Origin of the sequence: Cupriavidus gilardii (assembly GCF_013314895.1) — a bacterium.
In the GTDB taxonomy this organism is placed as follows: Bacteria; Pseudomonadota; Gammaproteobacteria; order Burkholderiales; family Burkholderiaceae; genus Cupriavidus; species Cupriavidus gilardii_C.
Genome location: NZ_JABTYE010000028.1, coordinates 18,184 through 31,350 on the forward strand (window position 1 = coordinate 18,184; position 13,167 = coordinate 31,350).

The window sequence follows — 13,167 nt, forward strand, 5'->3', positions numbered from 1 at the left end:
CGGCCGCTGATTTGCGCCCGGCGCGCCGATGGTAGTGCGGGCCGGCGCCGCAAAGCGTTTCCGCGTGATGCGGCCGCCGCCGTGGACCGCCCTGGATACGTCGTGCTTCGCTTGGCCGCCGCCTCAGTGCGCCGGCTGCGGCTCGCTGTCCGGGCCGCCGTGGCGGACCCTCGCGGGCGGCGGCTTCATGCCCCAGGCGATTATAAGCCAGAGCACCAGCACGGCCGCGCAGCCATGGAAGACCGCGCTGCGGCCGGCATGCTGCAGCAGCCAGCCGCCGACCGCGCCGCCCAGAAACAACCCGATTGCCTGCGTGGTGTTGTAGACGCCGAGCGCGGCGCCGCGCGACGAGGCCGCATAGCGCGACACCAGCGAGGGCTGCATCGCCTCCAGCACGTTGAACGCCACAAAAAACAGCAGCAGGACCCCGACCAGCGGCCACAGCCCATGCACCGCGGCGAACAGCAGCTGGACCGCCGTCATCAGCGCGACCGCGCCCAGCAGCACCGGGCGAATCCGGCCATAGCGCTCGGCCGCCATCATCGGCGCCAGCATCAGCAGAAACGACACCAGCACGACCGGCAGATAGACCTTCCAGTGCGAATCGACCGGCATGCCGGCATCGGCCAGCATGCCCGGCACCACCATGAACATGGCGACCTGGGACGCATGCAGCGCCAGCACGCCGACGTTCATGCGCGCCAGATCCGGGTTCAGCAATACCCTCGGCAACACCTTGTGCAGCGGCAGCTGGTCCGGGTGGGGCGGCGGCGGGGTCGGCACCAGGAACAGCGTCACCGCGATGGCCAGCAGGCCGAGCACCGACATCAGCGTGAAGATGCCCGGCATGCCGATGGTGCGCAGCAGCGGCGAGGCAATCACCAGCGACAGCGCGAAGGTCAGCCCGATGCTGCCGCCGACCATCGCCATCGCCTTGGTGCGATGCCGCTCGCTGGTCAGGTCGGCGATGCAGGCGGTGATCGCCGCCGAGATCGCGCCGGTGCCCTGCAGCGCGCGGCCGGCGATGATGCCGGTCAGCGTGTCGGAGAACGCCGCCACCAGCCCGCCGGCGACGAACACCAGCAGGCCGCCGATCATCACCGGCTTGCGGCCGACGCGGTCGGACAGCCAGCCGAGCGGAATATGGAGAAAGGCCTGCATCAGGCCGTAGATGCCCATCGCCAGGCCGATGCGCTGGGCGTCGTGGCCGTCGGGCAGCGTACGGGCGTATTCGGCGAAGACCGGCAGGATCAGGAACAGGCCCAGCATGCGCAGCGCGAAGATGCTGGCCAGCGACACGCTGGCGCGCAATTCGAGACGGGTCATCCGTGCGGAAACCGTGCCGGCTGCTCGTTCGGCACCATCGGCCGCGGCTGGGGAAGAAGACTGGGTCGACGGCATTGCGCTCGTGGGGACTCGGGTGAGACGGGTGGCCGGCCGTGCGCCGGGCCCCGCGCCGCGGTGCGCGGCCATGCCGGGGCGCCATCCAAACCGCCACCGTGGCCACCGTGCCGGGCGCCGGAGCCGCGCCCCCTCGCCAGCAAGGGCACAGGCGGGGCAACCCCGGAAACCGAAGTTCGGTATATTAGCAGGTTTGCTCCCGGCGCCCGACGCCGGATCGGCAGGAAATGGCCAGGCTGGCGAGTCCAACGACCAGCGGCACGGACGTGGCGGCAAGTGGCAACGGAAACGGCGGCAAGTGGCAACGGAAACGGCGGCAAAGCGGCCGCCGGACGCCCTCTGCGCCCCACCCGTGTCACCCGCCCGGGCCCCGGCCTGCTTCCTGCTTTGAGCGTACGCCCGCGGCCAGCCTTGGTGCGGGCGCTCCGTGAGACCGGCCTGTCGACCCCGACTGGCGGCCCCGCCTGGCGAAGACAAACGGTATATGGAAGAAATCAGAATCCGTGGGGCCCGCACCCACAATTTGAAGAACATCAATCTCGATCTGCCGCGCAACAAGCTGATCGTGATCACCGGCCTGTCGGGCTCGGGCAAGTCCTCGCTCGCCTTCGACACGCTCTATGCCGAGGGCCAGCGCCGCTATGTCGAGTCGCTGTCGGCCTACGCGCGCCAGTTCCTGCAGCTGATGGAGAAGCCCGATGTCGATCTGATCGAAGGCCTGTCGCCGGCGATCTCGATCGAGCAGAAGGCCACCAGCCACAACCCGCGCTCGACGGTCGGCACCGTCACCGAGATCCACGACTACCTGCGCCTGCTGTACGCACGCGCCGGCACGCCGTATTGCCCCAACCACGACCTGCCGCTGCAGGCCCAGAGCGTGTCGCAGATGGTCGACGCGGTGCTGGCCCTGCCGGAGGACACCAAGCTGATGATCCTTGCGCCGGTGGTGGCCGACCGCAAGGGCGAGCACACCGACCTGTTCGAAACGATGCAGGCGCAGGGCTTCGTGCGCTTTCGCATCCGGTCCGGCGGCGGCGCCGCGCACGAGGCGCAGGCCAAGGTCTACGAGGTCGACGCGCTGCCCAAGCTGAAGAAGACCGAGAAGCACAGCATCGAAGTGGTGGTGGACCGCGTCAAGGTGCGAGCGGACATCAAGCAGCGGCTGGCGGAATCGTTCGAGACCGCGCTGCGCCTGGCCGACGGACGCGCCATCGCGCTCGAGCTGGACAGCGGCGCCGAGCATCTGTTCAGCTCGAAGTTCGCCTGCCCGATCTGCTCGTACTCGCTGCCCGAACTCGAGCCGCGGCTGTTCTCGTTCAACAACCCGATGGGCGCCTGCCCCAGCTGCGACGGCCTGGGCCAGATCACCTTCTTCGATCCGAAGCGCGTGGTGGCCTTTCCCAACCTGTCGCTGGCCTCCGGCGCGATCAAGGGCTGGGACCGCCGCAACCAGTTCTACTTCCAGATGCTGCAGAGCCTGGCGGCGTTCTACGACTTCGATCTGGACACCGCCTTCGAAGACCTGCCGGCCGACGTGCAGCAGGTGGTGCTGCACGGCTCGGGCGAGACCGAGATCCCGTTCACCTACATGAACGAACGCGGCCGCACCACCACGCGCTCGCATGTGTTCGAGGGGATCATCCCCAATCTGGAGCGCCGCTATCGCGAAACCGACTCCGTCGCGGTGCGCGAGGAGCTGGCCAAGTACCAGAACAACCAGCCCTGCCCGGCCTGCCACGGCACGCGGCTGCGCACCGAGGCGCGCCACGTGAAGGTCGGCGATGGCGAACAGGCACGCGCGATCTTCGAGATCAGCGGCTGGCCGCTGCGCGACGCGCTGACCTGGTTCCTGACGCTGCAGTTGCAGGGCGCCAAGCGCGAGATCGCCGACAAGATCGTGCGCGAGATCTCGGCGCGGCTGAACTTCCTGAACAACGTCGGGCTCGACTATCTGTCGCTGGAGCGCAGCGCGGACACGCTGTCGGGCGGCGAGGCGCAGCGCATCCGGCTGGCCTCGCAGATCGGCTCGGGGCTGACCGGCGTGATGTACGTGCTCGACGAGCCGTCGATCGGCCTGCACCAGCGCGACAACGACCGGCTGATCGGCACGCTCAAGCATCTGCGCGATATCGGCAATTCGGTGCTGGTGGTCGAGCACGACGAGGACATGATCCGCGCCAGCGACTATGTGGTCGATATCGGGCCCGGCGCGGGCGTGCACGGCGGCCAGATCGTTGCCGAGGGCACGCCGCCGCAGATCGAGGCGTCGCCGGCCTCGCTGACGGGGCAGTACCTGTCGGGCGAGCTCAGCATCGCGGTGCCGGACACGCGCGCCACGCCGGACCCGGAACGGATGCTGCGCATCCTGAACGCCAGCGGCAATAACCTGAAGCACGTCAATGCCGAGATTCCGGTCGGCCTGCTGACCTGCGTGACCGGCGTGTCCGGCTCGGGCAAGTCGACTCTGATCAACGACACGCTGTATCCCGCGGTGGCGCGCCATCTGTACGGCTCGACGCCGGAGCCGGCGCCGCATGACCGCATCGACGGGCTGGAGCACTTCGACAAGGTCATCAACGTCGACCAGAGCCCGATCGGCCGCACGCCGCGCTCGAATCCGGCCACCTATACGGGCCTGTTCACGCCGATCCGCGAACTGTTCGCCGGCGTGCCGTCGGCCAAGGAGCGCGGCTACGATCCGGGCCGCTTCTCGTTCAACGTCAAGGGCGGACGCTGCGAGGCCTGCCAGGGCGACGGCGTGCTCAAGGTCGAGATGCACTTCCTGCCGGACGTGTACGTGCCCTGCGATGTCTGCCACGGCAAGCGCTACAACCGCGAGACGCTGGAGGTGCTGTACAAGGGCAAGAACATCTCGGAGGTGCTGAAGCTGACGGTCGAGCAGGCGTACGAGTTCTTCAGCGCGGTGCCGGTGGTGCGGCGCAAGCTGCAGACGCTGCTCGATGTGGGGCTGGGCTATATCCGGCTGGGCCAGGCGGCGACCACGCTGTCGGGCGGCGAGGCGCAGCGGGTCAAGCTGTCGCTGGAGCTGTCCAAGCGCGATACCGGCCGCACGCTGTACATCCTCGACGAGCCGACCACCGGCCTGCACTTCCACGATATCGCGCTGCTGCTGAAGGTCATCCACAAGCTGCGCGACCAGGGCAATACCGTAGTGATCATCGAACACAACCTCGATGTGATCAAGACCGCGGACTGGGTGCTGGACCTCGGCCCCGAGGGCGGCGCCGGCGGCGGGCAGATCATCGCGCGCGGCACGCCGGAGGACATCGCGGCCAGCAAGGCGAGCTTCACCGGCAAGTATCTGGCGCCGCTGCTCAAACGCCCGGTCGAAGAGCCGGCGCGGCGGGTCAAGCGTCGCTGAGACGCGGGGGCGTCCTGCCCCCGCTGGGCGCTACCCCGATTACTCTGGCCGCACGCGCGGCGCGAGCGGCTGGGTGGGCGCGCCATTGCCGACACCGGCAGCGGCACCTGCGCCGGCACCTGCGCCCGCGAGCGGCCGCGCCTGCTCGGCGTCGCGGCCGTCCTCGTCGCGCATCCGGCTGCGGTCCAGCGCGCCGGCTTCTTCCAGCACCGGGTACGCGGTCGCGCAGAACAGCGAGTTCAGGCGCTTGAGGTCGCTGATCACGTCCAGGTGCAGCGAGCTGGTATCGATGCTCTCGATCGTCTGCGTCGCCACGCGGCGCAGGTGGGTATGCGAATACTTGCGCTCGAGCTCGCGGAAGGTCGCCTTCTCCATCATCAGCTGCCGCGCGCTCTTCAGATCCCCGTTCAGGAACACCGACAGCCCGAGCCGCAGATTGCTGATCAACCGTGCGTGCATCTCGGTGATCTCCTGCATGCCCGCCTCGGAAAACACCAGGTTGTGCGCGATCTTCTTGTCGCGCGCATCGATCAGGATCCGCTCGATGATGTCGGCCGCATGCTCCAGATTGATGTTCAGCGAGATGATCTCGGTCCAGCGGCGGCCATCGCGCTCGTCGAGCGCCTCGACGCTGATGCGCGTCAGATACAGCTTGATCGCGGTATAGAGATCGTCGATCTCGTCGTCGATGCGGCAGGTCGCCGCCGCCAGCTTGGCATCGTTGGTCCGCAGCACGCGCAGCATGTTGTCGAGCATCTGCTCGACGCGGTCGCCGATGCGCAGCACCTCGCGCGCGGCGTTCGCCAGCGCCAGCGTCGGCGTGGACAGCGCGGCCGGATCGAGATGGCGCGGGGTGACCTGGCTTTCGCCGGTGTTCCGGCCCGGCAAGATCGTTTCGCACAGCCGCGCCAGCGGCGCGGTCAGCCCGATCAGCGCGATCGCCAGCACCACGTTGAACAGCAGGTGGAAATTGACGATCAGCCGCTGCGGGTCGGCATCGATCGCGCGCAGCAGGGACTGCGATTCGTCCAGCAGCGGCAGCGCCACCACGCAGCCGAGCAGCCGCGACAGCAGATTGCCAAGCGTCACGCGCTTGCCGGGCTGGTTGTTGCCCGAGGTGGTCAGGAACGCCGAGATGCCGGAGCCCAGGTTGGCGCCCAGCACCAAAGCAAGCGCGACCTGCAGCGACACCACGCCGGCCGAGGCCAGCGCGCCGCAGAACAGCACCACCGCCAGGCTCGAATAGGACAGCACGGTCAGGAAGGCGCCGACCAGCATGTCGAGCGCGGTATCGCCGGTCAGGCTGGCGAACAGCACCTTGACGCCGGCGGCCTCGACCACGGGACGGGTCGCATTGGAGATCAGCTCCAGCGCCAGCGTGATCAGCCCGAGGCCGATCAGCACGCGCCCGACGTGGCCCGGCTTGCTGCCCTTCCAGCTCAGATGCGCGATCACGCCGACGAAGATCAGCAGCGGCGACAGCCACGACAGATCCAGCGAGAACACCTGCACCATCAGCGCGGTGCCGACATTGGCGCCGAGCATGATGGCCAGCGCGGGGGCGACCGCGATCAGGCCCTGACTGACGAAGGAACTGACGATGACGGCGGTTGCGTTGCTGCTCTGCACCAGGCCGGTCACGCCAAGACCGGCGGCGAAAGCGGTAAAGCGATTGGCAACGCTGGCCGAGAGCACGTGGCGCAGATTCGCGCCGTAGACGCGCAGAATGCCGACCTTGACGATATTCGTGCCCCAGACCAGCAGCGCGACCCCGGAGAGCAGATGAAGCAGAACGCCCATGGTGTGGCACCCATTGCGGCCGGTGCGGCGGTCAGAGGCAGGGGCCGCCCGGCCCTTGTTGTGAATGAACGGCCATTATGCGCCCGGGCTGCGGACGAGGGCAACGCGGGTGTCCGGCGTTGGTGCGGTTTGCAACGCTTGGGGCAAGGGCATTCGCGCGATTTGCGCGCACGCGGAGCGGCAGCGGCGGGATTGTCCTCGCTCGCCGCTCAATGGCCCTCGAAGCGGCACACGGTGAACAACGGCAGGCCGCTGCCAAGCAGATGGCGCGAACCGCCGAGCTCGGGCAGATCGACGATCGCCGCGCCTTCGACCACGGTCGCGCCGAGCCGCTCCAGCAGCCGGCGTCCGGCCATCATGGTGCCGCCGGTGGCGATCAGATCGTCGATCAGCAGCACGCGGTCGCCCGGCTTGCAGGCATCGGCGTGGATCTCCACGGTCGCGCTGCCGTATTCGAGTTCGTATTCCTCGGCCACGGTCTGGAACGGCAGCTTGCCCTTCTTGCGGATCGGCACGAAGCCCAGGTTCAGCTCGTAGGCGACGATCGCGCCCAGGATGAAGCCGCGCGCATCGATGCCGGCGACCACGTCGAGACCGGCATCCATATAGCGGTGCACGAACACGTCGATCAGCACGCGCAGCGTCTTCGGGTCCTGCAGCAGCGGCGTGATGTCGCGGAACATCACGCCGGGCTGCGGCCAGTCCGGCACGGTGCGGATGCGGTCGCGCAGATAGGTGGTGACGTCGCCCAGGGGCGGGGACTGGATGGTGCGATTGGACATGGTGGACAACGCTCAAGACGGCTGAATGTCGGAACGGCTCAATGCCGGAATGGCTCTGAGGCCAGGCCTCAAGGATAACTGTCTGGCCCTCAGCGCTCGGTGATCCGCTGCTCGGCCGCCTCCAGCGCCTCGGGCGTGCCGCGCAGCACCAGGATGTCGCCGGGCTCGAGCACCGTGTCGGGCTGCGGGTCGAAGGCGCGGATGCCGCGCCGCCGCACGGCGGTGACCTCGACGCCGATATGCTCGAGGCCCAGCGTGCCCAGACGGCGCCCGACCGCGGTGGCGTCCGGTCCCAGCGAGAACGAATGCAGCCGCACGGACTCCCGCTCGATCATGTCCTCTTCGTCGTCGCGCCCGTGGAAATAGCCGCGCAGCAGGCTGTAGCGCGCATCGCGCGCCTGCTGCACGCCGCGCACCACGCGCCGCATCGGCACGCCCAGCAGCACCAGCGCGTGCGAGGCCAGCATCAGGCTGCCTTCGATGATCTCGGGCACGACCTCGGTGGCGCCGGCGCGTTGCAGCACGTCGAGCTCCGAATCGTCGACCGTGCGCACGATCACCGGCAAGGCGGGCTCGAGTTCGTGCACATGATGCAGGACCTTCAGCGCGGACGGCGTGTTGGCATAGGTGATGATTACCGCCGCGGCGCGATGGATGCCGGCGGCGATCAGCGCCTCGCGCCGGCCGGCGTCGCCGTAGACCACCGTATCGCCGGCCGCGGCCGCCTCCCGCACGCGGTCCGGGTCCAGGTCCAGCGCGACATAGCCGATGCCCTCGCGCTCGAGCATGCGCGCCAGATTCTGGCCGCTGCGGCCGAAGCCGCAGATGATCGCGTGCTTCTCGGTCTGGATGCTCTGCGCGGCGATGCGGGTCATGTTCAGCGACTGCAACAGCCATTCGTTGGCGGCAAAGCGCAGCGCGATCGCGTCGCTGTACTGGATCAGGAAGGGCGCCACCAGCATCGACAGCAGCATCGAGGCAAGGATCACCTGCGTCAGCACCGGATCGACCAGGCCCAGGCCGTCGATCTGGTTCAGCAGCACGAAGCCGAACTCGCCGGCCTGCGCCAGCCCCAGGCCGGTGCGGATCGCCACGCCGGGCCGCGAGCCGAACAGCCGCGCCAGTCCCGCGATCAACAGGAACTTGAACAGCACCGGCACGATCAGCAGCGTCAGCACCAGCCACAGGTTCTCCATCACCACGCGGATATTGAGCAGCATGCCGATGGTGACGAAGAACAGGCCGAGCAGCACGTCACGAAACGGCTTGATGTCTTCCTCGACCTGATGCCGGTACGGCGTTTCCGCGATCAGCATGCCGGCCATAAAGGCGCCCAGTGCCATCGACAGCCCGAGCCGCTCGGTCAGCGCCGCCATGCCGAGCGTGACCAGCAGCAGGTTCAGCATGAACAGTTCCTGCGAGCGGCGCGCGGCCACCACATGGAACCAGCGGCTGACGACGCGCTTGCCGAGCACGAGGATCAGCGTCAGCGCCACGACGATCTTGACGATCGCCAGCGCAAGCGCCATCGGCAGTTCGCCGGGGTCGCGCGACAGCGCGGGGATCACGATCAGCAGCGGCACGACCGCCAGATCCTGGAACAGCAGCACGCTGAAGATGTTGCGGCCGTGCTCGGTCTCGAGCTCCAGCCGCTCGGACAGCATCTTGGAGACGATTGCGGTCGACGACATCGCGAGCGCGCCGCCCAGCGCGATCGACGCCTGCCACGACAGGTCGAAGACCGCGCTGAACAGCCAGCCGACCGGCGCCACCGCCAGCATGGTCAGCACCACCTGGCTGCCGCCGAGACCGAGTACCAGCCGGCGCATCGAGCGCAGCTTCGCCAGATTGAACTCCAACCCGATCGAGAACATCAAAAAGACCACGCCGAACTCGGCAAGGTACTTGGTCTGGCCCGAATCGCTGGCCAGCGCCAGCGCATGGGGCCCGATCAGGATGCCGACGGCGAGATAGCCGAGCATCGGCGGCAGCTGCAACATGCGGAAGGCGACCACGCCGAGCACGGCGGCGGCCAGCAGCACAAGGGTCAAGTCCAGCGGAGAATGCATTCGGGCGGGCCGGTGGTGGTGCGGGCGATCGGGCGAGCGATGGGGCGAACGGTGGTGCGAGCCTGGTCCAGGTAGCGAGGCGGCGGTTGCAAGTTGCGCGGGCAGTAAAGCAAGCGGTGGACCAGGAACGGAACCTGCCCGGCACAGCGGCATGTCTCCGGCGGCGGCAAGCCGGCGGAGACGGAACCCGGACGCGAACGCGGACGCCGTGCCCGACGCGCCGCGACCGGCCCGGGCGTCATCGCATTCATTGGTATACTTCGTCGCCATGATAGCCAATTTCAATGCGGAAAGAGCACTCGAGCTCGCACGCCATACCCTGCAGATCGAAGCCGATGCGGTCGCCGCGTTGTCGTCGCGGCTGACGCCGGACTTCGCGCAGGCGGTGCGGCTGGTACTGCAGTGCTCGGGCCGCGTGGTGGTCTCGGGCATCGGCAAGTCCGGCCATATCGGCCGCAAGGTCGCGGCCACGCTGGCCTCGACCGGGACGCCCGCCTTCTTCGTCCACCCTGCCGAGGCCTCCCATGGCGACCTCGGCATGGTCACGCGCGACGACGTGCTGATCGCCTTCTCCAATTCCGGCGAGACCTCCGAACTGCTGTCGATCGTCCCGATCGTCAAGCGCATCGGCGCCAAGCTGATCTCGGTCACCGGCAATGCCGAATCGAACCTGGCGCAACTGGCCGACGTGCATCTGGACGCCCGCGTCGAGAAGGAAGCCTGCCCGCTGAACCTTGCCCCGACCGCCAGCACCACGGCGGCGCTGGCGCTGGGCGATGCGCTGGCGGTGGCGGTGCTCGATGCGCGCGGCTTCGGCGAAGAGGACTTCGCCCGCTCGCACCCCGGCGGTGCGCTGGGCCGCAAGCTGCTGACCCATGTGCGGGACGTGATGCGCACCGGCAACGCGGTGCCCGAGGTGCGCGAGAGCACGCCGCTGGCCCAGGCCCTGATGGAAATCACCCGCAAGGGCATGGCCATGACCGCAATCGTCGATGCCGACGGGCGCGCGATCGGCGTCTTCACCGACGGCGACCTGCGCCGGCTGCTGGAAACGCCGCGCGACTGGAAGACCGTGCCGATCGGCGAGGTCATGCATGTCAATCCCTTCACCGTCGGGCCGGACCAGCTCGCGGTCGAGGCGGTGCAGATCATGGAAGCGAACCGCATCAATCAGCTGCTGGTGGTCGACGCCGACCAGCGCCTGGTCGGCGCGCTGCATATCCATGACCTGACCCGGGCCAAGGTCATCTGACGCACGCCATGCGCGATCTGTTTCCCTCCCTGTCCCGGCTCGCGTTGCGGCTGATGCCGCTGCTGCTGATGGCGCTCGTCGCCGGCAGTACCTTCTGGCTGGTGCAGATCAATACGCCGCGTCCGGTCAGCGATACCGAACGCCAGAAGCGCCATGTGCCCGACTACTGGATGGAGCGCTTCACCGCGACCGAACTGGCCGAGGACGGCAGCACCAAGATGCGCTTTACCGGCGAGCGGATGATCCATTACGAGGACGACCAGACCTACGAGGTCACGCGGCCCGCGATGCGCGCATACGAGCCCGAGCGGCCGCCGGTGACCGGTACCGCCGATGTGGGCAAGATGAATGCCGATGCCAGCGTGATCGACCTGTACGGCAACGCCCATATCGTGCGCGTGCAAGGCGCCGATCCGTCGCAGGACCCGCAGATGAGCGCGACCTCGAGCTACTTCCAGATCCTGATCAACGACGACATCGTCAAGACGGACAAGCCGGTCAAGCTGACCCGCGGCCCCTCGGTGATGACGGCCAACGGCCTGGTCTTCAACAATGTCACGCGCGAGGTCAACCTGCTCGGCAATGTGCGCGGCACCATCGTGATGGCGCCGCGCGGCGGCGGCGCGAAACCATGACGCCTGCCGGCGCGCCAGCCGCGCAACATTCGCAACACCCAAACGATCCTTGCGCCAGTCCGGGCCCCTTGCCCCTTCTGGACGATTCCCGGACAACGCCAATCAACGCCATCGTGGCCAACATGACCCTGACCCTGACGACCTGGACCCGCCGCCGCGCCACCGCCGTGCTGCTCGCCTTCGCCGCCGGCATGACGCTCGCCCTGCCGGCGCTCGCCGAACGCGCCGACCGCGACAAGCCGCTGGTGCTCGAGGCCGACAACGCCAGCTACGACGACGTCAAGCAGATCTATACGCTGACCGGCAACGTGGTGCTGACCAAGGGGACCATGGTGCTGAAGTCCGATGCCGCCGAGGTGCGCACCGATCCCGAGGGCTACCAGTACGCGGTGGCCACCTCCAAGGGCGGCAAGCAGGCCTATATCCGGCAGAAGCGCGACAACGTGGACGAGTACATCGACGGCTGGGGCGACCGCATCGAATATGACGGCAAGCAGGAAGTGGCCAAGCTGATCGGCAATGCGCGCATGGCGCGCCTGGCGGGCGCCAAGGTGGTCGACGAGATCCGCGGCGCGGTGCTGACCTACGACAGCCGCAACGAGTTCTACACCGCGGCGGGCGGCAGCGGCAACGCCGCGCCGGCGAACCCGTCCGGCCGCGTGCGCGCCGTGCTGTCGCCGCGCCAGAGCCAGGGGACCGGCGGCAGCGGTGCCGGCGTGGACCTGAAGGGCTCGCCGACGGCCAAACCCTGACTCGCTTCCCGCCCCGGACGCCAAGTACGCTCAGTACGCTCCGTACGCTTCGCATCACGCAGCATCAAAGGATTGCCCACATGTCCGTTGCCGACACCGCCACCGCAACCGCTCCTGCCGCCAACGCCAACGCCAACACCGCAGCCGGCGCTGGCGCCGGCACGATGCCCGTCACCAGCAATCTGGTGGTGCGGCATCTGAAGAAGCGCTACGGCTCGCGCACCGTCGTCAAGGACGTGTCGCTGGACGTCAAGAGCGGCGAAGTCGTCGGCCTGCTCGGGCCCAACGGCGCGGGCAAGACCACCTCGTTCTACATGATCGTGGGGCTGGTGGCGCTCGACGAAGGCGACATCGTGCTCGATGGCCAGCACATCAGCGGCCTGCCGATCCACGAGCGCGCGCGCATGGGGCTGTCGTATCTGCCGCAGGAAGCGTCGGTGTTCCGCAAGCTCAATGTCGAGCAGAACATCCGCGCGGTGCTGGAACTGCAGCGCGACAACGGCAAGGCGCTGTCCGCAGCCGAGATCGAGCGCCGCCTCGACAGCCTGCTCGACGACCTGCAGATCGCGCACCTGCGCAACAACCCCGCGCTGTCGCTGTCCGGTGGCGAGCGCCGACGCGTCGAGATCGCACGGGCGCTGGCCTCCGCGCCTCGCTTCATTCTGCTCGACGAACCGTTTGCCGGCGTCGACCCGATCGCGGTCGGCGAGATCCAGCGCATCGTCAGTTTCCTCAAGGCACGCAATATCGGCGTGCTGATCACCGACCACAACGTGCGCGAGACGCTGGGCATCTGCGACCACGCCTACATCATCAGCGAAGGCGCGGTGCTGGCGGCGGGCGAGCCCAAGGACATCATCGCCAACGAGTCGGTGCGGCGCGTCTATCTGGGCGAAAACTTCCGCATGTAACGGCGGTTGAACTGCAGCCGCGCTCGGGCCGAGTGCGGTTGATCGCGCCTGTCCGTGCGCGATGCGCCGATGGGCAGCTGGCTTGCGGCTGGTGATCCATCAGGCAATCGCTTCTGACCACGCAATCGAAACTTCCGATAGCAAATTCCGTTCCATCGCGGCCGAAGTTGCGCATAAAATAGG

At 68.0% G+C, this 13,167-nt stretch carries 9 protein-coding genes; 5 read left to right on the plus strand and 4 right to left on the minus strand.

The window, feature by feature from the left end:
* Positions 1 to 123: 123 nt before the first annotated feature.
* Positions 124 to 1,401 (minus strand): MFS transporter, encoded by a 1,278-nt coding sequence (locus HTY53_RS21570; RefSeq protein ID WP_174108604.1) that lies wholly within the window; start codon positions 1,399 to 1,401, stop codon positions 124 to 126.
* A 484-nt stretch (positions 1,402 to 1,885) separates the two neighbouring features.
* Between HTY53_RS21570 and uvrA the strand changes: the two genes are divergently transcribed.
* Positions 1,886 to 4,783 (plus strand): excinuclease ABC subunit UvrA, encoded by a 2,898-nt coding sequence (gene uvrA / locus HTY53_RS21575; protein ID WP_174108605.1) that lies wholly within the window; start codon positions 1,886 to 1,888, stop codon positions 4,781 to 4,783.
* 39 nt (positions 4,784 to 4,822) lie between these two features.
* Here the strand turns inward: uvrA and HTY53_RS21580 are convergent, their stop codons facing one another.
* From HTY53_RS21580 to HTY53_RS21590, 3 genes are all read right to left on the minus strand, one after another.
* Positions 4,823 to 6,583: a Na/Pi cotransporter family protein gene (locus tag HTY53_RS21580; protein WP_174108608.1), complete on the minus strand. Its 1,761-nt coding sequence runs from the start codon at positions 6,581 to 6,583 to the stop codon at positions 4,823 to 4,825.
* 209 nt (positions 6,584 to 6,792) lie between these two features.
* Entirely contained in the window at positions 6,793 to 7,365 is a 573-nt protein-coding gene (locus HTY53_RS21585; RefSeq protein ID WP_174108610.1) for an adenine phosphoribosyltransferase, read from the minus strand.
* Between the two features lie 89 nt (positions 7,366 to 7,454).
* Entirely contained in the window at positions 7,455 to 9,434 is a 1,980-nt protein-coding gene (locus tag HTY53_RS21590) for a monovalent cation:proton antiporter family protein (protein WP_174108611.1), read from the minus strand.
* A 268-nt stretch (positions 9,435 to 9,702) separates the two neighbouring features.
* Here HTY53_RS21590 and HTY53_RS21595 point away from each other — a divergent pair, with 268 nt between their 5' ends.
* From HTY53_RS21595 to lptB, 4 genes are all read left to right on the plus strand, one after another.
* On the plus strand, positions 9,703 to 10,686 hold the full coding sequence (locus tag HTY53_RS21595) for a KpsF/GutQ family sugar-phosphate isomerase (RefSeq protein ID WP_174108613.1): 984 nt from the start codon (positions 9,703 to 9,705) through the stop codon (positions 10,684 to 10,686).
* Between the two features lie 8 nt (positions 10,687 to 10,694).
* Entirely contained in the window at positions 10,695 to 11,321 is a 627-nt protein-coding gene (lptC, locus tag HTY53_RS21600; protein WP_174108614.1) for an LPS export ABC transporter periplasmic protein LptC, read from the plus strand.
* Positions 11,322 to 11,443: 122 nt separating this feature from the next.
* A complete protein-coding gene (gene lptA / locus HTY53_RS21605; protein WP_149320118.1) occupies positions 11,444 to 12,073 on the plus strand; it encodes a lipopolysaccharide transport periplasmic protein LptA in 630 nt (209 codons plus the stop codon).
* A 164-nt stretch (positions 12,074 to 12,237) separates the two neighbouring features.
* Positions 12,238 to 12,984 carry an LPS export ABC transporter ATP-binding protein gene (gene lptB, locus HTY53_RS21610; protein WP_174108672.1) on the plus strand — a complete coding sequence of 249 codons (747 nt, stop codon included), beginning with the start codon at positions 12,238 to 12,240 and terminating at the stop codon, positions 12,982 to 12,984.
* Positions 12,985 to 13,167 lie beyond the last annotated feature (183 nt).

What these genes read in the sequence shown, in the direction of transcription:
- HTY53_RS21585 (WP_174108610.1), bottom strand. Translation starts at nt 7,365, where the DNA reads ATGTCCAATCGCACCATCCAGTCCCCGCCCCTGGGCGACGTCACCACC.
- lptA (WP_149320118.1), top strand. Translation starts at nt 11,444, where the DNA reads ATGACCCTGACCCTGACGACCTGGACCCGCCGCCGCGCCACCGCCGTG.
- uvrA (WP_174108605.1), top strand. Translation starts at nt 1,886, where the DNA reads ATGGAAGAAATCAGAATCCGTGGGGCCCGCACCCACAATTTGAAGAAC.
- HTY53_RS21595 (WP_174108613.1), top strand. Translation starts at nt 9,703, where the DNA reads ATGATAGCCAATTTCAATGCGGAAAGAGCACTCGAGCTCGCACGCCAT.
- lptC (WP_174108614.1), top strand. Translation starts at nt 10,695, where the DNA reads ATGCGCGATCTGTTTCCCTCCCTGTCCCGGCTCGCGTTGCGGCTGATG.
- lptB (WP_174108672.1), top strand. Translation starts at nt 12,238, where the DNA reads ATGCCCGTCACCAGCAATCTGGTGGTGCGGCATCTGAAGAAGCGCTAC.
- HTY53_RS21590 (WP_174108611.1), bottom strand. Translation starts at nt 9,434, where the DNA reads ATGCATTCTCCGCTGGACTTGACCCTTGTGCTGCTGGCCGCCGCCGTG.
- HTY53_RS21570 (WP_174108604.1), bottom strand. Translation starts at nt 1,401, where the DNA reads ATGCCGTCGACCCAGTCTTCTTCCCCAGCCGCGGCCGATGGTGCCGAA.
- HTY53_RS21580 (WP_174108608.1), bottom strand. Translation starts at nt 6,583, where the DNA reads ATGGGCGTTCTGCTTCATCTGCTCTCCGGGGTCGCGCTGCTGGTCTGG.